Consider the following 20,590-nt stretch of genomic DNA (forward strand, 5'->3'; position numbering starts at 1 on the left):
ATTTCTCGTCCCGGCCAACTGCTTTTTCAATCCGGCCAAACGGGCGGGTGCGGCCCGGCGGTTCAGCGCTGCCGATCGGTGAGGAATTGCGTCGGCGGCTTGCCGGTCGCCTTGCGGAACATCGTGACGAAGCTGCTTGCGCTCTCGTAGCCGAGATCGATCGCGATCTGGTGCACGCGGCGGCCGGTCGTCAGCATCCGCAGCGACAGCGCGACGTGCAGCCGACGGCGCCAGTCGCCGAGGCTCATTCCGAGCTCCTTCGTCGCGAGCCGCGTCAGGCTGCGCTCGCTGATGCCCGCACGCCGCGCGAGCTCGGGCAGCGGCGACTTGTCGGCCGGATCGTCGAGCAGATGGTCGATCAGCTTGCGCAGCCGGCGGTCGGCCGGCATCGGCAGGTACAGGTCCTCGACCGGCGCCGCGACGAGCTCGTCGAGCAGCGTCGCGACCAGCCGCCCTTGCGGCCCGTCGACGTCGTACAGGTTCGGAAAACTGGCCGCCTTCAGCAGCAGCTCGCGCAACAGCGGCGACATGCCCAGCGTGCAGCAGCGCTTGGGCAAGTCGAGCGCCGCGTCGGGTTCGACCAGCACCGCGTAGAAGGTCGCGCCGGCCGAGCCGCGCGCCGCATGCGCGACATCGCCGGGAATCCAGACCGTGCATTGCGGCGGCGCGGTCCACACGCCGCCGTCGATCTCGCAATAGACGACGCCGGTCAGCGTGTAGAGCAGTTGCGCCTGGCGATGGCTGTGCCGCTCCAGCCGCCATTCGGGCTCGACGACGGAGCCGCCGAACACGACGAGCGGACGCGGCACGTGATCGACGTCGGTGTCCGCGGCGGGATCGGTGATCGATGGAAGGTCGCGCATGAAACGATAGGCTGTGAAAAAGGCCGGACGCCGGTGCGTCCTGTCGTGCTTATACCAGAAAGGCGCCGGCGCAGCCGCGCCGTTCGGGGGCGTCAGCGGCCGCGCGCCGAACCGAATACAATGCGCCGATCCCCTTGCCGCCGCGCCAACCCGCCGGAGCCGCCATGTTCGACCTGACCACGCTGACCACCTTCACGGCCGTCGTTCTGGGCCTGTTCCTGATCCCCGGCCCCGCCGTGCTGCTCGTGCTGAGCCGCACCGTGCAGGGCGGGCGCACGACCGGCATCCTGACCGGCCTCGGCGTCGCGAGCGGCGACTTCGTGCATACGCTGTTCGCGGCCGTCGGGCTGTCCGCGCTGCTGATGACGTCGGCGCTCGCGTTCAACATCGTGAAGCTGATCGGCGCCGCGTACCTGATCTATCTCGGCGTGCGCGCGCTGCTGGAGAAGCCGTCCGATCCGTCGCTGCCGCGGGTGGCGGCCGTCACGCCGCTCAACGCGTACTTGCAGGCGATTCCCGCCGAAGTGCTGAATCCGAAAACCGCGCTGTTCTTTCTCGCGTTCATGCCGCAATTCGTGCATCCGGAGCGCGGCTCGACGTTCGTGCAGTTCGCGGTGCTCGGGCTGATCTTCGTCGTGCTCAGTTCGCTCTACACGACGCTGATCGCGTGCTCGATCCGCCCGCTCGGCCGCATCGTGAAGCGGCTCACGTGGCTCACGCGCTGGCAGGGCAGGATCATCGGCTCGATCTTCATCGCGCTCGGGCTGCGCGTGGCCGTGCAGCAGCGCTGATGGGCGCGACCGCATGACGCGCGCCGACGCGGATCTGCTCTACACCGACCCGCGCCTCGTCGCGGTGTACGACCTGTTCAACGCGGGCGATCGGGACTTCGCGTTCTATGCCGCGGCAATCGGCGCAGCGCGGCAACGCATTCTCGATCTCGGCTGCGGCACCGGCACGTTCGCGCGACGGCTCGCATCGGCCGGGCATGACGTCGTCGCGATCGATCCCGCGCCGGCGATGATCGATTACGCGCGACGCCAGCCGGGCGCCGGCGCCGTCCGCTGGTTCGCGTGCGCGCTCGACGGCCTGCCGCCCGGTGCGCGATTCGATGCGGTCGTGATGACCGGGCACGCGTTTCAGTGCCTGCTGACCGACGACGACATCGATGCGACGCTGCGCGGCGTGCGACGCGTGCTCGCCGACGGCGGCCGCTTCCTGTTTGAGACCCGCAACCCGCGCACCGAACCGTGGCGAGCATGGACGCCCGCGCAGTCGGCACGCAGCGTCGAATCGCACGCATTCGGCATCGTCGATCTCCATCACGCGGTGCGTGCGATCGACGACGCGATCGTGACGTTCGACACGCACTACCGCTTCCGCCGCGACGACACGGTGCTGACGAATACGAGCCGGCTGCGTTTCATCGCGCATCCCGACTTGCAACGGCGCGTGACGGCGGCCGGTTTCGCGTCGGCCGACTGGTGCGGCGACTGGGACCACGCACCGTTCGACGCAGCGACCAGCGCGGAAATCATCGCGATCTGCCGCGCGTAACGGGCGCGGCGCAGACATCATGCGCCTCGTTCGCCACGCGTCATCACGCGCGCTCGAGCGCACGCCGCACACCGTCCCAATCGAGCCCGAACCGCGCGAGATACTTGCGCAGCCGGTCGGCATCGTTCGGCTGCTTCTTGCTCTGGCGCGACACCGCGAACAGCGTGCGCCCGGCTTCCGACAGGCTCGCCGACGTCCGGCACACGTCGAGCACGCGTTCGAGCTGCGCCCGGTCGAACAGGTCGAGTTCCGCCGCACGCGCACCGAACACCGCATCGACGCATGCATCGGCCGCCCCCGCGCCGCCCGGCGACGACCACGTGCGCGTCAGCCGTTCGACTTCCTGCTCGGCAAGCGCCTCGGTAATCCGCCCGGCATCGGCCAGCGTCGCCATCCGCGTGACCGAGGCCGACAATTCGCGGAAATTGCCGGCCCACGCCGCTCGCGGCGATGTCGCGAACGCGAGATAGCGCCGCTTCGCCTCCACGTTGAACTGCACCTGCTCGCCCTGCTCGCGGCCGAAACGGTCGAGCTCGAATTCGAGGTTCGGCTCGATGTCCTCGCGGCGCTCCGCGAGCCCCGGCAGTTCGTAGGTCCACAGGTTGATCCGTGCATAGAGATCCTCGCGGAACGTCCCGGCCGCCACCATCTGCCGCAGGTCGCGATGGGTGCCCGCGATCAGCTCGAAATCGCTGGTCGCCTCGACGTCCGCGCCCACCGGCAGGAAGCGCTTCTCCTCGATCGCCTTCAGCAGCATCGCCTGCTCGTCGAGCCCGAGTTCGCCGATCTCGTCGAGAAACAGCAGGCCGCCGTCCGCGGCGCGCAGCAGCCCCGCCCGCGCCGACTGCGCGCCGGTGAACGCGCCCTTCACGTGACCGAACAGCGTCGACATCGCCGCGTCGCCGCGCAGCGTCGCGCAGTTGATCTCGATGAACGGCCCCGCGAGCCGATGCCGGCCGCGCTTCAGCTCGTACACGCGCTTCGCGAGAAACGACTTGCCGGCCCCCGTGGGCCCGACCAGCAGCATCGGCGCGCGCGAACGCACGGCCACGCGCTCGAGTTGCTCGATCAGCGCATTGAAGCGCGCGTTGCGCGTCGCGATGCCGGCCTTCAGGAACGACACCGTTTCGTCGCGCTCGCGCGTGAAGCGCTGCGCGATCCGGTTGTAGCGGGACAGGTCGAGATCGATCACGGAGATCGTGCCCGGCCCGCTCGGCCCTTCGTCGGTCCGCTGCGGCGGCCCCGTCTGCACGAGGCGCGCGGGCAGGTAGCGCGCTTCCGCCAGCAGGAACCAGCAGATCTGCGCGACGTGCGTACCGGTCGTGATGTGGATCAGGTAATCCTCGTGTTCGAGGTCGAACGGATATGCGCGTGCGTAGTCGTGCAGCGTCGCGTAGACCTCCTCGAAATCCCACGGATCGCGGATCGTGACCGACGTGAGCCGCACGTCGGTGTGCGGCGACACGCGCGCGAGATCGTCCCGCACCTGGTTGGCGAGACGCGTGTAGTCCGGCGAATGCAGCAGTTCCAACCGATCGATCGGCAACTCCGGCTGCTCGCACAACGAAATCGTCGGCCGCCATTTGCGGTAACGGCGCGGCGCGCGGCCACCCTGGTCGAGCACCGTGCCGAGAAACCCGATGGCGACAGTCTTTCGCATATTTATCTCACAGGATAAGAGGCGATCCGATTATATCGGATTATCGTGATGACCCTTTGGGCACGACGTCGATCCCCAGCCACGCACAATAGATAAATTCCCTTTATTTTCAATCGCTTGAGAAATCCCCAAAGCCCCGGCACGCCCGCTGGCACGCTCCTCGCTAAATAAAGAACGCCGGATGTCCCGCTGGCCCACGAGCCAAGGTTCAACAAGCCCTGCTGGTGCGCCGCCGCCGAACCTCGTTCGTCGCGGCAGCGCATGCCGCCATGGACAGACGAAGGCAAACGGGCGCGCGTCAGGACGCTTCGTCCGGGTTCGAATCCCGGAGCGCCCATTGTTCGGAAGCTCAGCCAGGTGGAGCAGCCGGCGAAAGCCGGCCGGTGGCGGGTTCGAATCCCGCTCGAACGCTGTCCGCAAGGACGGTCTCGTATGAAAAGCAGTACCCGCCGGTGCGGGCCGCAAGGCCCGCCGCGCGTCGGACCGGTTGCGGTTCCGCGCGATCGGCCGGGCGGCCGCACGGCCAGCGCACGAAGGCGCACGACGACGCAATGCCACACGCGTCGCCCTGTGCTTCGACGCAGGCCAGCGCGCCGCCCGCCCGATTGCGTCGCACCGCGATCCGCACGATGCGCGTCACCCGGCGGCCATTGAAGAAAAGGACAAGAATATGTGGATGCGACATGTAGTGAAAAAGAACGAGCGCGCGCTGCTGATGAATGAGGGCGATTTCGCGAAGGTGCTGGAACCGGGCGTGTTCAAGGCCTTCGATCCGTTCAAGCGTTTGTCGGTGCAGACCGCGCGCCTAGACGCGCCGCTCGCCGACGAAGCGTTGGCCGACTATCTGCGTCACGACGCACAGGACGTGCTCGCGCAGTATTTCGTCGCGATGGATCTCGCCGACGATGAAGCAGGCCTGCGCTACGAAGACGACGTGCTCGTCGAGATCCTCGCGCCGGGCACGCGCCGGCTGTACTGGCGCGGCCTGACCGCGCATCGGCTGGAACGTGTCGATCTCGCGCGGCACAGCATGCTGCCCGACGCGCTCGTGAAGCGCATCGCGCAACCGTCGCTGCGCGCGCGCGGCGTGGCCGGCCTGACGGGCGTGCTGCTGGCGCAGGTGCCGGCGTACCACGTCGGTGTACTGAAGATCGACGGCAAGATCGAGCGGTTGCTGGACGCGGGCACGTCGGCGTTCTGGCGCTTCAACCGCGACGTCGCGGTCGAGCTGGTCGACCTGCGCGTGCAGGCGATCGAAGTCGGCGGGCAGGAAATCCTCACGCGCGACAAGGTCGCGCTGCGGCTGAACCTGTCGGCGACGTGGCGCTATGCGGACGTGCTGCATGCGTTCGGCCAGTTGCAGAAGCCGGTCGAACACCTATATCGCGAGTTGCAGTTCGCGCTGCGCTCGGCGGTCGGCACGCGCTCGCTCGACGAGCTGCTGGAGGACAAGCAGTCGCTCGACGACGTCGTGATCGCGCAAGTACGCGCCCGTCTCGACGGTTCGGGCCTGGACGTGCGCAGCGTCGGCGTGAAGGATATCGTGCTGCCGGGCGACATGAAGACGATCCTCGCGCAGGTGGTCGAGGCCGAGAAGTCCGCGCAGGCGAACGTGATTCGCCGCCGCGAGGAAACGGCGGCCACGCGTTCGCTGCTGAACACCGCGAAGGTGATGGAAGAAAACCCGACCGCGCTGCGGCTCAAGGAGCTGGAAACGCTCGAGCGCGTCGCGGAACGCATCGACCGCATCTCGGTGTTCGGCGGCCTCGATCAGGTGCTGAACGGACTCGTCAGCATCAAGGGCACGTAATGCGGGATCCGGCGCGATGCAGGTGACTCGCGCCGGATCCCGAAATGAATCAGGTGAAGCAAATGACAGACATGGATTATCAGGTAATGGAACTGGCGAACGGCAAGCCGGTGAAGATGTGGACGCAAGGCGTCGCCGTCGAGGAGGAAGCGCGCGCGCAACTGCGCAACACGGCACAGATGCCGTTCATCTTCGGCCACGTCGCGGTGATGCCGGACGTGCACCTCGGCAAGGGCTCGACGATCGGCAGCGTGATTCCGACGAAGGGCGCGATCATCCCGGCCGCGGTCGGCGTCGACATCGGCTGCGGGATGATGGCCGCGCGCACGACGCTGACGGCGTCCGACCTGCCGGATTCGCTTGGTGGGCTGCGCGGCGCGATCGAACGCGCGGTGCCGCACGGCCGCGCACCGGGCCGCCGCGATCCGGGCGCATGGGGTGATCGGGCGCCGGCCACCGTGACCGAAGCATGGAAGTCGCTGCAACCGGGCTTCCAGCGGATCGTCGACAAGTATCCGAAGCTGGAAAAGACGAACCACTACGCGCATCTCGGCACGCTCGGCACCGGCAACCACTTCATCGAAGTGTGCATCGACGAAGCGGACCGCGTGTGGTTCATGCTGCACAGCGGCTCGCGCGGCGTCGGCAATGCGATCGGCAGCCTGTTCATCGAACTCGCGCAGGCCGACATGCGGCAGCACATCGCGAACCTGCCGGACCGCAATCTCGCGTATTTCACCGAGGGCAGCCGGCACTTCGACGATTACGTCGAGGCGGTCGGCTGGGCGCAGGACTACGCGCGGCGCAACCGGCAGGCGATGATGGACGCGGTGATCGGCGCGGCGCGCGGCGTGATCGCGAAGCCGTTTTCGGTCGACGAGCACGCGGTGAACTGCCACCACAACTACGTGCAGCGCGAACGCCACTTCGGCGAAGAGGTGCTCGTCACGCGCAAGGGCGCGGTGTCCGCGCAGAAGGGGCAGCTCGGGATCATTCCGGGGTCGATGGGCGCGAAGAGCTTCATCGTGCGCGGGCTCGGCAATCCGGAAAGCTTCTGCTCGTGCAGCCACGGCGCGGGCCGGACGATGAGCCGCACCGAAGCGAAGCGCCGCTTCACGGCCGACGATCAGGCGAAGGCGACGCAGGGCGTCGAATGCCGGAAGGACGCGGGCGTCGTCGATGAAATTCCGATGGCGTACAAGGACATCGACGCGGTGATGGCGGCCCAGCGCAGCCTCGTCGAAGTCGTGCATACACTGCGCCAGGTGGTGTGCGTGAAAGGATAGCGCGGTGCGCGGCCAATGGCCGGCGGCCGCGCGCAACAAAAGGGAAACAACAATGAAAACGGAACAATTGACGCCCGTGCGCAGCGCGCACCCGGTCGATCCGGCCGTGCGGGCGCGCGTGATGGCAGAACTCGCGGAAGTCGAGCGCCGCCACGACGTGACCGTGCTGTTCGCATGCGAATCGGGCAGCCGCGGCTGGGGCTTCGCATCGCCGGACAGCGACTACGACGTGCGCTTCGTGTATGCACACCGGCGCGACTGGTACCTGAGCGTCGAACCGCAGCGCGACGTGATCGAGCGGCCACTCGACGACGAACTCGACGTCAGCGGTTGGGAACTGCGCAAGGCGCTCCAACTGCTGCGCCGCTCGAACCCGACGCTGCTCGAATGGCTCGACTCGCCCGTCGTGTATCGCGAAGACGCGCGCTGGGCGCCGCGGCTCAGGTCGCTGGCGTCAGCGTTCTTCTCGCCGGTGCGCGGGCGTCATCACTACCTCGCGATGGCCAAGAAGAACTTTCGCGGCTACCTGCAAGGCGACACGGTGCGTTACAAGAAGTACCTGTACGTGCTGCGGCCGCTGCTCGCGGTACGCTGGATCGACTCCGGGCTCGGGATGCCGCCGATGCGCTTCGTGGATCTCGTCGACGGCACGGTGCACGAGCCGGCGGTGCGCGCGGAACTCGACGCGTTGCTCGCGCTGAAGATGAGCGCGAACGAAAGCGAATACGGGCCGCGCCGGCCGGCCATCCACGCGCTCGTCGAGACGATGCTCGCCGATGCCGAACACGATCGCGAATACAAGCGACCGTGGGGCGACGTGGCGATGCTCGACGCGTTCCTGCGCGACGTGGTCGATGATCGATGAAAGGCGAACGGCGCGACGCCTGCGGGCATCGCGCCGTATTTGCATCCGCACCTGCCCGGCCCATGCACGCGAGCAACGGTCGTGCCCGCACACTACGCGTCGTCTTCACGATCGCAACGCATTGCGGCGGTATACTCGATGCCGTTCGGTGACGCGCGCCGCCCGCATGCGCCGCAGCCTTCGACCTGCCCGCCTGCTGACGATATGCTTGCAGCCCGACGTCTTCCGCGCGCCCATCCACAGTCGATACGAACCGTCATGTCGCACCGCCTTTCGCTCGCCATCGCCGCCCTCCTCGCCGTTTCCCCGATCGTTGCCCAGGCTCGCCCGCTCGCGCGGCCACCGGTCGAGCGCGAATTCAAGAGCTGGTCGGTCGTCTGCGACAACGGCAATCGCTGTATCGCGGAAAGCCATGCCGACGATATCGACGATGCACGCACCGGCCTGATCCTGCGCGTGACGCGCGATGCCGGCCCGGACGCGCAGCCGTCGCTCGATCTCTACGCATCGGCGCCGGTCGACTTGCGCACCGCACGCGTCGATGGCCGGCCGTTCGATGCGATGCCGGCGCAATGGCATGCGTTCGGCGACAAAGCCGACGACCAGGCGCACCCGTTCCGAATCCGGACCAACGATCCGGCAACGGTGGCTGCGTGGCTCGCCGCGGCGCGCAATGCGCAACTGCTGAGCTTCGGCGATCCGGCATCGGCGCCCGCCGCTCGCACGCCGTTGTCGGGACTGAATGCCGCGCTGCTGCTGATCGACGACACGCAGGGCCGCGTCGGCACGGTCACGGCGTTGCTGCGCCCGGGCCTCAAGCCTGCGTCGTCGGTACCGGCCGCGCCCGCGTTGCCGCCCGCTGTCACGCCCGCCCCGCCGCCCGTGTCGAATCTGTCGGCCGCCGAACAGCGGCCGCTGGTCGACGCGGTACTCGCGAAATTCGGCGCCGACGTGAAGCAATGCGCGGCCGATGTCGAAGACGAAATGTCGGCGAGCGATCGCAGGAAGGCGTCGAGAGCCGTCGCGATTTCGTCCGACGAGGCGCTCGTCGCGATTCCGTGCCAGACAAGTAGCCTGTATAACCACACCGACCTGTGGTATCGCGTGCGACGCACCGCACCCTACACGCCGGCCGCGATGAACTTCGGCGAGAACGCGAGCGCTGGCCTCGATGCTGCGTCGTTCGCGAACGAACTAACCGACGCCGGCTACGATCCCGCGAGCGCGACGCTGTCGAGCACGGTCCGGCTGCGCAGCGCGGGCGATTGCGGCTCGACCGCGTCGTGGGTTTTCGACGGTCGGCGCTTCGTACTCGACGGCCTCGCGACGCACAGCACGTGCAACGGCCTATTCCGGGACCAGTGGCCGCGCCTGTATCGCCGGGCCGATGCGGCAGGAAACCGCTGACGCACGCATCGCACCGAAACACGCCGGCAGACATAACCGATAACAAACCGAGGGGCCGTACCATGTATCTCCCGTTCATCGACGCGTCGCGCAACCCGACCGCGACGCGGCGCACGCGCGGCTGGCGTGGCGCGCGTGCGTTCGCGCTGGTCACCGTCACCGCAGTCACCGCGTTCGCCTTCTCGCCAGCAAACGCAGCAAGCACCGGCGATTCAGTCGAAATCCCGTTCTGGTCGCGTAACTGGACCGGCACGATCGGCAACCGGCATGTCGAAGTCTCGCTGTCGCGCGTGGCCGACACGGTATCGGGCTCGTACTGCTACGCGCCCTGCACGTCCGACAAACGCTATCGGCTCGCGTTGAAGGGAACGCTCGACGCGCACGGTGTCACGCTTTCGGAACGCGACAGCGGCGCGAAAGCCAACGCCGATCGCGTAACGGGTACGTGGCGCGCGGCATCCCTCGACAACGCCGTGACCGGCACGTGGGCATCGCCGGACGGCAAGCGCACGCTGCCCGTCTCGCTCGCACCGAAACAGGACGGCAGGCCGTTCCCTTACGAGATCCGCCTCGTCGCCGACAAGCTGCCGGACGACAGCAGTTCGTGCAACGACCCGCCGCACGTCTTCGCGATTCGCCTGTACGACCGCGGCCGCCTCGTGCAGACACTGCAGACAGATTCGCAAGGCACCTGCGGCCTGCCCACGCCCGAATTCGCCGACGTGAACTTCGACGGCTGGCCCGACCTGATGCTTGCGCAAGGGATGGGGGCGAGCCCGAACATTCCGTACCAGACGTGGATCTTCAACCCGAAGACGCGGCGCTTCGTCGATGCGCCGCAGGGACTGCAAGACATCACGTCGCCGGATTTCGATCCGGTGCACCGGATCATATGGACGAACTGGCGCGCGAGCTGCTGCGAGCACGGCGTGACGACGTACCGCTGGCAGGGCAACGACGTGAAGGAGGTCGACTCGGCGAGCAGCTACTTGCTGCCCGTGCTCGACGGGAATACGCGTCGCTATTGCTACGTCGTACCCGGCTACGGCGACGGTTACATCGAGTTTCCGCAACGCATCGAGCAGACCGATGCCGGACTGCGCTCGACGCTCGGTGCCCCGAAGGATTGCGAGGTGGGCGATTCGCCGCAGATGTCGCGCGTGTATATCGACATCTGGAAACCGGGCGCGGCGGGCAGCGCCCCGACGCTCGTGCGTACCGAAAAGGTCGCTTGGAAACGCACGTCAACGCGCGCCGGCATGAAGTTCTGCCCGGACGTGCCGTTCTACGACAACGGCCGCATCCGCCGCATTCTGTTGCGCGACGATCCCGACCAGTGCAGCGACTCGAATCCCGACGAGAGGTAGCATGCGGTACGCCCGCACGGGCGTACCGGCGTCATGTCACGCGGCGCCGACGATCGAAATCGAGAATCCGTCCCAACCCTTCTGTCCGACCGTCTGCACGGCCGTGGTCGTGAGGTTAGGCTCGGCCGCGAGACGCGCGAACCCGTCGCGCACCCCAACCACGTCCGGCTCGCGATTGTCCGGATCGGCCACGCGCCCGCCGCGCACGACGTTGTCGACGACGATCACCGTGCCGGGCCGCGACAGCTTCAGCGCCGCGTCGAGATAAACCGGGTTGTTGTCCTTGTCGGCATCGATGAAGATGAAATCGAATGGCGCTTCACCCGCGTCGACGAGCCGCGAGAGGCTGTCCTTCGCACTGCCGACCCCCACCGACACGACTTCCGCGCCCCCCCGCATTCGCGATCCACCCGGTTCCAATGGTCCTGATTCATCACGTATCCCTTGTGCGCGGAAGAAGGCATTTTATGCACCGCCCCGCCATAAGCAACAAACCATTCGTTCTAAGGGTTGCCGCGCACGTGCTCCTATAATCGCTCGACCATCACAACAACAGAAGGAGCACCCATGACCGATCAGGCCGTATCGAACTGGCGCCTCGAAACCATCGCAGTACACGGCGGTTATCGTCCCGACCCGACCACGCGCGCGGTCGCCGTCCCGATCTACCAGACCGTTGCGTACGCATTCGACGACACGCAGCACGGCGCGGACCTGTTCGACCTGAAGGTCCAGGGCAACATCTACACGCGGATCATGAACCCGACGACGGACGTGCTCGAGCAGCGGATCGCCGCGCTCGAGGGCGGTATCGGCGCGCTCGCGCTCGCGTCGGGGCAATCCGCCGTCACGTACGCGATCCAGACGATCGCCGAAGCGGGCGACAACATCGTGTCCGCGAGTTCGCTGTACGGCGGCACCTACAACCTGTTCGCGCACACGCTGCCGCAATACGGAATCACCACGCGCTTCGCCGACCCACGCGACCCCGCGTCGTTCGAGCCGCTGATCGACGCGCGCACGAAGGCGATCTTCGCGGAATCGGTCGGCAACCCGCTCGGCAACGTCACCGACATCGCCGCGCTCGCCGAGGTCGCGCATCGCCGCGGCATCCCGCTGATCGTCGACAACACGGTGCCGTCGCCGTACCTGCTGCGCCCGTTCGAGCACGGCGCGGACATCGTCGTGCATTCGCTGACGAAGTATCTCGGCGGGCACGGCACGAGCCTCGGCGGCGCGATCGTCGATTCGGGCAAGTTCCCGTGGGCCGAGCACGCGGACCGCTTCAAGCGGCTCAACGAGCCGGACGTCAGCTATCACGGCGTCGTCTATACCGAAGCGTTCGGGCCGGCCGCGTATATCGGCCGCGCCCGCGTGGTGCCGCTGCGCAACATGGGCGCGGCGATCTCGCCATTCAATGCGTTCCAGATCCTGCAGGGAATCGAGACGCTCGCGCTGCGGGTCGAGCGCATCAGCGACAACGCGCTGAAGGTCGCGCAGCATCTCGCGCGCCACGAACACGTCGAATGGGTGAATTATGCGGGCCTGCCCGATCACCCCGACCATCCGCTCGTCGCCCGCTACCTGTCGGGCCGTGCGCCGGGCATCCTGACGTTCGGCGTGAAGGGCGGCCGCGACGGCGGCGCGAAGTTCCAGGATGCGCTGAAGCTGTTCACGCGGCTCGTCAACATCGGCGACACGAAGTCGCTCGCGACGCATCCGGCATCGACGACGCACCGTCAGTTGTCGCCGGCCGAACTCGCGAAGGCCGGCGTGAAGGAGGAAACGGTGCGGCTGTCGATCGGCATCGAGCATATCGACGACCTGCTCGCCGATCTCGACCAGGCGCTCGCGCAGCTTTGAGCGAAACGGGCGCGCCGGCTTGCCGGTTCGCCCGCATCGAACCGCTTGACCCTGGAGCGGCTTCAAGGTGTTCAATCCCCGGTTGATGCCGGGGCGACGCCCGGCGCGTACGATCGTGCAACGCCCCCTGCGCTGCGACACGCCAACCGCCAAGAGGCCCCATGACACCGACCGCGAAGCTTGCGCTGCTCACGTTACCGCCCGTGCTGGCGGCCTGTTTCGGCGCCCTCGCGGCCGCGTGGCGCGCTCCCGGCCCGAAAACGTCGAGCTCGATTCAGCATTTCACCGGCGGCATCGTGTTCGCGGCCGCCGCGCTCGAACTGCTGCCGCAGGACCGCGCGCATGCGCTGTTTCCGGTCGTCGTCGGTTTCGTGCTCGGCATCGCGCTGATGCTCGCGATCCGCGCGCTGTCGGGCGCGATCGAGACACGTTTCGAGGAAGCGCGCTTGCCGGCGAGCCTGATCATCGTCACCTCGATCGACCTCGTCGTCGACGGCCTCGTGCTCGGCATCGCGTTTTCCGCGAGCGACGAAAGCGGGATCATCCTGACCGTCGCGCTGACGCTCGAGGTGCTGTTCCTCGCGCTGTCGGTCAGCGCGGCCTTGGCCGCGGCCGGCATCGGCCGCATGCTGTCGATCGTCGTACCGGTCGTGCTCGCGGCGCTGCTGAGCGTCGCGGCCGTTGCCGGCAATGCGGCGTTCGCCGGACTGCCCGCGAATATCTATGCTGCCCTTCTGGGGCTGGGTACCGTCGCGCTGCTGTACCTCGTCACCGAAGAACTGCTGGTCGAAGCGCACGAGGTGCCCGAAACGCCGTTCGCGACGGCTTCGTTCTTCATCGGGTTCATCGTGTTCTTCCTGATCGAAGGATCGGTGAAGGCCGGGTAAGCCGCGTGCGATGGCGCGACGGTTACCACGTCGTCGCGCCGGTCGGATAGGTATCGACGATACGTGTGCCGTTGACCGGCGTGACGCCCTCGTTGCGCAGCGCGGTCCACAGGTCGATCGCATGTTCGCGCGACTTGCGGCTGCCGTCGTCGGTCAGCACGTTCAGCGCGATCACTTCGTCGCGCGTCGTCAGTTGCAGCTGTTCCTTGAGCTTGCGCGACTGATGCGACGCGCTACGGACGTCGCCGAGCACGATCCGTTTCTCCGTGACGGTCGGCGCGTCGCCGGCATCGGCCGGCACGAACGTCAGCCGGCCGCTGGCGACTTCGCATTGCCCGCGCGCGAATGTCGCGGTCCACGCGCCAGCCGGCACGGCGGCCAACTCGCAGCGCATCCGCTCGTTCACGCGACTGCCAACGTCGTGCGCCGATGCGTGCGACAGCGCACGTTCCGGCCAGCCTGCGGCCATTGCCGCCGTCGACATCAGACACGCCGCCAGCACGATCCCTTTTGCGATAGTACGCATCGTATGCTCCTCTTCGTATGGAGTGCGGTGGCCGGCACAGCGCCGGCTGACAAAAATGTCATGTTGCGATCAGGTTCGCGATGCGCCGCGTCGCTACCATCGAACGCGTCACGGGCCAGCCCGTTCCCACCCACGCAGCGGGTCGCGGCCGCACGGCACGATCACGCATTAGGCCCGGGCTCGTCGAGTGCCGGGCCGTTTTTTTACGCGTGTCCGACACTCACCGCACCGAATTGCGCTGCGGGTACACGCACGGATGCGTTTTCACATACAGGTTCGGATTGCCGCAGCGATGCCCGGCATAGTCGACCTGCTCGCCGGGCATCAGGCCGGACGGCACGGGTTTGCGGCCGACTGCGGCGGCAGTGGTCGCAGTGTCGGAACGTGTCGGCGCACAGCCCGCGAACAACGGGACGATCAAGGCTGCGGTCAAGGCGAGGCGAATGACGGGATGATGCAATTTTCGGTCCGGAATGAAGGGCTGAACGGCGCCGCCCGCGATCGATGCCGCTATCGCGACCGGCATGCACGCCGCCGGCACGCTCGGCCAACGGCAGACTTCATGTTCCGCTTCTCGCTCATCGCACCCATGACGCGAACATGACGGTTGCGTCATGTCGCGTGTGTCCACACGGGGCCCGCTCGCGCCCCGCAATCTGACGCATTTTTCATCTCGCGATCACGATCACGCATGGCTGCTTTCGCATACTGGGTCCATGGTTCGCCACCCCGGCGGCCCTGATCAAGGAGAGCATTCAATGAAAAGCGCAAACCTCGCAGCATGGTTCGTCGTCGCCACGCTGTCGCTCGGCATGGCCACGCAGGCCGCATTCGCCCAGACGCAAACGCAGGGCAAGTCACGCACGCAAGTGGTCAACGAGCTGAAGCAGGCGCAGCACGACGGCATCGTGCCGATCAGCAAGACGCAGTACCCGCCGACCGGCGAACTCATCGCGCGGAACAAGGAGCTTCACGAGATCTCGGTGCATGGCGGCGAGAAGAAGCCGCAGACCGACAACCACGACAGCCTGGCCGCGAAGCAATGATGCGCGGCCGCACGGGCGCCGGCAGCACGCAGCGCGCGGCAGCCTCACCGCGAACGCGCGGGCGTGGCCGCCCGCGCCGTCAGGTGCGAGTGGCGGCCGGCCGTTCCGGTTCGGCCGGCCTTCGCGGAAAGCGCAGCCAGAAGGTCGTGCGGCGGCCCGGCTCGCTGTCGACGCCGCATTCGCCGCCGTGGTTGTCCATGATCGACCGGACGATCGCGAGGCCCAGCCCCGTGCCCGACGCCGAATTGTGCCGCGACGGATCGACGCGATAGAAGCGCTCGAAAATCCGCCCGACATGCTCCGCGGCGATGCCGGGCCCCGTATCCGACACGGCGATCGTCGTCGCGCGGCCCTGCTCGACGCAATCGATCGTCACGACGCTGCCGCGCGGCGCGTACGTCAGCGCATTCGACAGCAGATTGCTCAACGCACGCTGGTACAGCGTCAGATCCGCATCGACCCACGCGTGGCCGTCGACCTTCACGGTCACGCCTTCATCTTCCGCCAGCGGCTCGTAGTATCCGGCCACCCGCTCCGCCTCCTCCGCCGCATTCAGCCGCCGCACACTGATCGACGTGCCGGCCTGTTCCGAACGCGCGAGAAACAGCATGTCCTCGATCATCCGCGACAATCGCTGGTATTCGTCGATGCTCGACTCGATCACGCTCCGGTATTCGTCCGCGCCGCGCGGTTGCGACAGCACGACCTGCGCGGCCGCCTGCAGGTTCGTGAGCGGCGTGCGCATGTCGTGCGCGAGATTCGACGAGAACTGGCTCAGCCGCGTGAACGATTCGTTCAGCCGTTCGAGCATCCCGTTGAACGCATGTTCGAGCTCCTTCAGCTCGCCCGACGTATCGAGTTCCGGCAGCGGATGCGCGAGCCGGCTCGTCGACATTTGCTCGGCACGCGCCGCGAACCGCCGCAGCGGGCTCAGCCCGAGCGCCGCGATGCCGTACGCGATCGCGGCCGCGAGCACCACGCCGAACACCTCGATCACGACGATCGTATAAGCATGCGTGCGCAACAGCAGCACGTCGGCGCTGCGATCGTACTGCACGGCGACGCGCACCACGGGCGCACCCGCGCCGGCGAGCGGGACGGCCGTCAGCAGGTACTGGTGCCGTGCGCCCGGCGGCGCGACGCCGACCGGCACGCGCCCGGTGTTCATCGACAGCAGCGGCGCGTACGGGCGAAAGCCGGGCGTGCCGACGACGCGCGCGCCGCCGGCATCGAAGATCGCGAGGTCCATGTTCGGGTGACCGTGCAACTGGTCGATCCAGATGTCGGTGTCGCGCGCGACGTCGGCCGTCGTGCGCGCCTCGGCCAGGTGCGCCCCCAATGCGGCCGAAATGCCGGCCATCTGCTCGGCTGCCGTCGTTTCGACGCGGTTGCTCAGCGCTTCGTACAGTGCGACGCCGCTCGACGCGAGGATGACCGACGTCGACAGGATGATCAGCGCGGTCAGCCGGCCGCGCAGCGTCCGCGGCAGCAGGCGCGCGATCATGCGGCCGCGCCGCCGCGCGCTTCGAGCACGTAGCCCATCCCGCGCACCGTGTGGATCAGCTTCGGTTCGTACGCGTCGTCGATCTTCGAGCGCAGCCGGCGGATCGCCGAATCGACGACGTTCGTGTCGCTGTTGAAGTTCATGTCCCACACCTGCGACGCGATCGTCGCGCGCGGCAGGATCTCGCCTTCGCGGCGCATCAGCAGCCACAGCAGCGCGAACTCCTTTGCGGTCAGCAGGATCGTGTCGCCCTGCCGCGTGGCCTTGCGGCGCGTCAGGTCGAGTTCGAGATCGGCCACGCGCAGCGTGTTCGAATCGCGCGGCTGGCCGCGCCGCAGGATCGACTTGATGCGCGCGGTCAGCTCGACGAAGTCGAACGGCTTCGCGAGATAGTCGTCCGCGCCGAGCTCGAGCCCCTTCACGCGATCGCCGACGTCGTCGCGCGCGGTGAGGAACAGCACGGGCGTCGACTTGCTGCGCCGCAGGTTCTGCAGCAATGTCCAGCCGTCCTGCCCGGGCAGCATCACGTCGAGCACGAGCAGGTCGTACTCCTCCGTTTCGGCCTGATGCTGGCCCGTGATGCCGTCCTCGACCCAGTCGACGACGTAGCCGGCCTCGGTCAACCCCTTGCGCAGATACGCGCCCGTCTTCGGTTCATCCTCGACAATCAGAATTCGCATCACGCATTACCCTTGAAGAAACGCAGCCGGCGCATCATGCCCGCGCCGAACCCGCCGCGCAACGCCGCGCGCCACGACACCGCGTGGCTGACACGGTACAGCACCGGCAGCACCAGCAGCGTCAGCGCGGTGGACGACAGGATACCGCCGATCACGACCGTCGCGAGCGGGCGCTGCACCTCGGCGCCGGTGCCGGTCGCGAACGCCATCGGCAGGAAGCCGAGCGACGCGACCAGCGCGGTCATCAGCACGGGCCGCAGCCGCGTGAGCGCGCCGTCGCGCACCGCGGCGTCGAGCGGCACCCCTTCGTCGCGCAGGTTGCGGATGAACGAGATCATCACGAGACCGTTGAGCACGGCCACGCCGGACAACGCGATGAAGCCGACCGCCGCCGTGATCGACAGCGGAATCCCGCGCAGCCACAGCGACACGACGCCGCCGCTCAGCGCGAACGGAATGCCGGTGAATACGAGCAAGCCGTCCTTCACGTTGTTGAACATCACGAACAGCAGCACGAACACCATGAACAGCGCGAGCGGCACGACGAGCTTCAGGCGCTCGCTCGCGCTTTGCAACTGCTCGAACTGCCCGCCCCACGACACCCAGTAGCCGGCCGGCACGCGCACGTCCTGCTGCAACTGCTCGCGCGCATCGGCGACGAACGAGCCGACGTCGCGCCCGCGCACGTTCGCGCTGACGACCACCCGCCGCTTGCCGTCCTCGCGGCTGATCTGGTTCGGGCCGGGCGCCACGTCGATCGTCGCGAGCTCCGCGAGCGGCACGTACGGCGCCGCCGCGAGCGGTGCGCTGGCGCCGGCCGTCGGCGCGGGCAGCGCGATCGGCAGCCGCTTGATCGCCTCGATGTCGGTGCGCAGCTCGTCGGGCAACCGCACGACGATGTCGAAGCGGCGATCGCCCTGGAACAGCGTACCGGCCTTCTGCCCGCCGACGGCCGCGGCCACCGAATCCTGCAGGTCGGCGACGCTCACGCCGTAGCGCGCGAGCTTGTCGCGGTCGAGGTTGACGGTCAGCACCGGCAGGCCCGTGGTCTGCTCGACCTTCACCTCCGATGCACCCGGCACCTTCTGCAACGCGGCCGCGATCAGTTCGCCGGTCTGGTTCAGCACGGCCATGTCGTCGCCGAAGATCTTCACGGCGACGTCGCTGCGCACGCCCGAGATCAGTTCGTTGAAGCGCAGCTGGATCGGCTGCGAGAACTCGTAGGCGTTACCCGGCAGCTCGGCGAGCGCTTCCTCGATCTCGCTCACGAGCCGCTCGCGCGGCTTCTTCGGATCGGGCCACGTGTCGGCCGGCTTCAGCATGATGTAGCCGTCCGACAGGTTCGGCGGCATCGGGTCGGCCGCGATCTCGGCCGTGCCGGTGCGCGCGAACACGCGCTCGATCTCGGGGAAGCGCGCCTTCAGCGTCTTCTCGATCGACTTCTGCATCTCGACCGACTGCGACAGGCTCGTGCCGGGAATTCGCAATGCGGCAACGGCCAGGTCGCCTTCGTTCAGGCTCGGGATGAACTCGCTGCCGAGCCGCGTGGCGAGTCCGAGTGTGGCGAGCACGATCGCGCCCGCCCCGATCATCACGCGTGCCGGGCGCGTCATGAAACCGGCGAGCACCGGTTCGTACGCACGCCGCGCCCAGCGCATCAGCCGGTTCTCCTTCTCCTCGACCCGCTCGCCGATGAATAGCGCGACGGCCGCCGGAATGAACGTGACGGTGAGCACCATCGCGGCAGCGAGCGCCATCACGACCGTGATCGCCATCGGGTGGAACATCTTGCCCTCGACGCCGGTCAGCGCAAAGATCGGCAGGTACACGACCATGATGATCAGTTGCCCGAAGATCAGCGCGCGGCGCGCCTCCTGCGATGCGCCGAACACTTCGGCGAAACGCTCGTCGCGCGTGAGCGGCCGCCTGGCCGCCGCCTGCGCATGCGCGAGCCGCCGCACGCAGTTCTCGACGATCACCACCGCGCCGTCGACGATGATCCCGAAGTCGAGCGCGCCGAGGCTCATCAGGTTCGCGCTCACCTTCGCGTTGACCATCCCCGTGAAGGTCATCAGCATCGACAGCGGAATCACGAGCGCGGTGATCAGCGCCGCGCGGATGTTGCCGAGGAACAGGAACAGCACGGCGATCACGAGCACCGCGCCCTCGAGCAGGTTCTTCTTCACGGTCGCGACGGCCTTCTCGACGAGCACCGTGCGGTCGTACACCGGAATCGCCTTCACGCCGGCCGGCAGCGTGCGGTTCACGTCCTCCATCTTCGCGGCGACGGCCTTCGACACCGTCCGGCTGTTCTCGCCCATCAACATGAACACCGTGCCGAGCACGACTTCCTCGCCGTTCGACGTCGCGGCGCCCGTGCGCAGTTCGCGGCCGACGTCGACGACGCCGACGTCCTTCATCCGCACCGGCACGCCGCCGACGTTGGTCAGCACGATGTTCGCGATGTCGTCGACGGTGCGCGCCTGGCCCGGCACGCGCACGAGATACTGCTCGCCGCGCTTTTCGATGTAGCCGGCGCCGACGTTGTCGTTGTTGCGCTCGAGCGCCCGCACGACGTCGGCGAGCGTCAGCCCGTACGACATCAGCTTCGCTGGATTCGGCGCGACGCGATACTCCTTCACGTAGCCGCCGATCGAGTTGACCTCGGTCACGCCGCGCACGTTGCGCAGTTGCGGCCGCACGACCCAGTCCTGCAGCTCGCGCAGGTCGGCCGCCGTGTAGCGCGTGCCGTCGGGCTTGCGCGCGTTGGCGTCGGCTTCGACGGTCCACAGGTAGATCTCGCCGAGGCCCGTCGACGTCGGGCCCATCGCGGGCGCGACGCCGGCCGGCAGCTTGTCCTTCGCTTCCTGGATGCGCTCGTTGACGAGCTGCCGCGCGAAGTAGATTTCGGTGCCGTCCTTGAAGATCACGGTGACCTGCGACAGCCCGTAGCGCGAGATCGAACGCGTCTGTTCGAGCCCGGGCAGCCCGGCCATCGCGGTCTCGACCGGATAGGTGATGCGCTGCTCGGCCTCGAGCGGCGAGTAGCCGGGCGCGGACGTGTTGATCTGCACCTGCACGTTCGTGATGTCGGGCACCGCGTCGATCGGCAGCCGCTGGTAGCTGAACACGCCCAGCGCGGCCACGGCCGCGATCGCCAGCATCACGAGCCAGCGGTGCGCGATCGCAAAGCGGATCAGGCGCTCAAACATGTCGGGATTCCTTGAAACGGGGTACGGTCGCACGCGCCGGACGCGCTGCGCGGCCGG

Annotated in this window: 17 protein-coding genes, 1 tRNA gene and 1 pseudogene; 11 read left to right on the top strand and 8 right to left on the bottom strand. The window is 67.6% G+C overall.

The window, feature by feature from the left end; translation table 11 throughout:
- Positions 1–62 precede the first annotated feature (62 nt).
- Complete coding sequence (locus LGN10_RS01875; protein ID WP_060311554.1) at positions 63–863, bottom strand: AraC family transcriptional regulator; 801 nt, start codon at positions 861–863, stop codon at positions 63–65.
- A gap of 164 nt (positions 864–1,027) precedes the next feature.
- Here LGN10_RS01875 and LGN10_RS01880 point away from each other — a divergent pair, with 164 nt between their 5' ends.
- Both LGN10_RS01880 and LGN10_RS01885 read left to right on the top strand, forming a co-directional pair.
- On the top strand, positions 1,028–1,654 hold the full coding sequence (locus tag LGN10_RS01880; protein WP_059580281.1) for a LysE family translocator: 627 nt from the start codon (positions 1,028–1,030) through the stop codon (positions 1,652–1,654).
- 13 nt (positions 1,655–1,667) lie between these two features.
- A complete protein-coding gene (locus tag LGN10_RS01885) occupies positions 1,668–2,420 on the top strand; it encodes a class I SAM-dependent methyltransferase (RefSeq protein ID WP_226221436.1) in 753 nt (250 codons plus the stop codon).
- Between the two features lie 43 nt (positions 2,421–2,463).
- Here LGN10_RS01885 and rtcR read toward each other — a convergent pair whose 3' ends face one another.
- On the bottom strand, positions 2,464–4,080 hold the full coding sequence (gene rtcR, locus LGN10_RS01890) for an RNA repair transcriptional activator RtcR (protein WP_226221438.1): 1,617 nt from the start codon (positions 4,078–4,080) through the stop codon (positions 2,464–2,466).
- 338 nt (positions 4,081–4,418) lie between these two features.
- Here rtcR and LGN10_RS01895 point away from each other — a divergent pair.
- From LGN10_RS01895 to LGN10_RS01920, 6 genes are all read left to right on the top strand, one after another.
- A tRNA-Phe gene (locus LGN10_RS01895) sits at positions 4,419–4,491 on the top strand.
- Between the two features lie 259 nt (positions 4,492–4,750).
- On the top strand, positions 4,751–5,890 hold the full coding sequence (locus LGN10_RS01900) for a slipin family protein (RefSeq protein ID WP_226221440.1): 1,140 nt from the start codon (positions 4,751–4,753) through the stop codon (positions 5,888–5,890).
- A 62-nt stretch (positions 5,891–5,952) separates the two neighbouring features.
- Positions 5,953–7,176: an RtcB family protein gene (locus LGN10_RS01905; RefSeq protein WP_099317865.1), complete on the top strand. Its 1,224-nt coding sequence runs from the start codon at positions 5,953–5,955 to the stop codon at positions 7,174–7,176.
- A 52-nt stretch (positions 7,177–7,228) separates the two neighbouring features.
- The gene (locus LGN10_RS01910; RefSeq protein ID WP_059580270.1) at positions 7,229–8,041 is read left to right on the top strand and encodes a nucleotidyltransferase domain-containing protein; all 813 of its coding nucleotides are present in this window, start codon (positions 7,229–7,231) and stop codon (positions 8,039–8,041) included.
- 258 nt (positions 8,042–8,299) lie between these two features.
- A complete protein-coding gene (locus tag LGN10_RS01915; protein ID WP_226221442.1) occupies positions 8,300–9,448 on the top strand; it encodes a DUF1176 domain-containing protein in 1,149 nt (382 codons plus the stop codon).
- A 62-nt stretch (positions 9,449–9,510) separates the two neighbouring features.
- A complete protein-coding gene (locus LGN10_RS01920; RefSeq protein WP_226221444.1) occupies positions 9,511–10,815 on the top strand; it encodes an XAC2610-related protein in 1,305 nt (434 codons plus the stop codon).
- Between the two features lie 36 nt (positions 10,816–10,851).
- On the opposite strand, the pseudogene LGN10_RS01925 reads toward LGN10_RS01920, so the two are convergent.
- Positions 10,852–11,208: pseudogene (locus LGN10_RS01925) on the bottom strand (O-methyltransferase); the annotation flags it as partial.
- A 174-nt stretch (positions 11,209–11,382) separates the two neighbouring features.
- On the opposite strand from LGN10_RS01925, the gene LGN10_RS01930 reads away from it, so the two are divergent.
- Positions 11,383–12,678 carry an O-acetylhomoserine aminocarboxypropyltransferase/cysteine synthase family protein gene (locus tag LGN10_RS01930; protein WP_059580261.1) on the top strand — a complete coding sequence of 432 codons (1,296 nt, stop codon included), beginning with the start codon at positions 11,383–11,385 and terminating at the stop codon, positions 12,676–12,678.
- A gap of 161 nt (positions 12,679–12,839) precedes the next feature.
- On the top strand, positions 12,840–13,565 hold the full coding sequence (locus LGN10_RS01935; RefSeq protein WP_226221446.1) for a ZIP family metal transporter: 726 nt from the start codon (positions 12,840–12,842) through the stop codon (positions 13,563–13,565).
- A gap of 22 nt (positions 13,566–13,587) precedes the next feature.
- Here the strand turns inward: LGN10_RS01935 and LGN10_RS01940 are convergent, their stop codons facing one another.
- Both LGN10_RS01940 and LGN10_RS01945 read right to left on the bottom strand, forming a co-directional pair.
- Entirely contained in the window at positions 13,588–14,091 is a 504-nt protein-coding gene (locus tag LGN10_RS01940; protein ID WP_089465426.1) for a hypothetical protein, read from the bottom strand.
- Between the two features lie 220 nt (positions 14,092–14,311).
- Entirely contained in the window at positions 14,312–14,707 is a 396-nt protein-coding gene (locus tag LGN10_RS01945) for a hypothetical protein (protein ID WP_226221448.1), read from the bottom strand.
- Positions 14,708–14,849: 142 nt separating this feature from the next.
- Here LGN10_RS01945 and LGN10_RS01950 point away from each other — a divergent pair, with 142 nt between their 5' ends.
- On the top strand, positions 14,850–15,137 hold the full coding sequence (locus LGN10_RS01950; protein ID WP_060311576.1) for a DUF4148 domain-containing protein: 288 nt from the start codon (positions 14,850–14,852) through the stop codon (positions 15,135–15,137).
- A 79-nt stretch (positions 15,138–15,216) separates the two neighbouring features.
- Here LGN10_RS01950 and LGN10_RS01955 read toward each other — a convergent pair whose 3' ends face one another.
- The 3 genes from LGN10_RS01955 to LGN10_RS01965 are packed head-to-tail and all read right to left on the bottom strand — an operon-like array spanning position 15,217 to position 20,533.
- Positions 15,217–16,641: a heavy metal sensor histidine kinase gene (locus tag LGN10_RS01955; protein ID WP_226221450.1), complete on the bottom strand. Its 1,425-nt coding sequence runs from the start codon at positions 16,639–16,641 to the stop codon at positions 15,217–15,219.
- Positions 16,638–17,321 carry a heavy metal response regulator transcription factor IrlR gene (irlR, locus tag LGN10_RS01960; protein WP_006490455.1) on the bottom strand — a complete coding sequence of 228 codons (684 nt, stop codon included), beginning with the start codon at positions 17,319–17,321 and terminating at the stop codon, positions 16,638–16,640. The genes LGN10_RS01955 and irlR overlap by 4 nt, the downstream gene beginning before the upstream one ends.
- A complete protein-coding gene (locus LGN10_RS01965) occupies positions 17,321–20,533 on the bottom strand; it encodes an efflux RND transporter permease subunit (RefSeq protein WP_226221452.1) in 3,213 nt (1,070 codons plus the stop codon). The genes irlR and LGN10_RS01965 overlap by 1 nt, the downstream gene beginning before the upstream one ends.
- Between the last annotated feature and the right edge of the window lie 57 nt (positions 20,534–20,590).

It is taken from the genome of Burkholderia sp. AU32262 (assembly GCF_020419985.1).
GTDB lineage: Bacteria > Pseudomonadota > Gammaproteobacteria > Burkholderiales > Burkholderiaceae > Burkholderia > Burkholderia semiarida.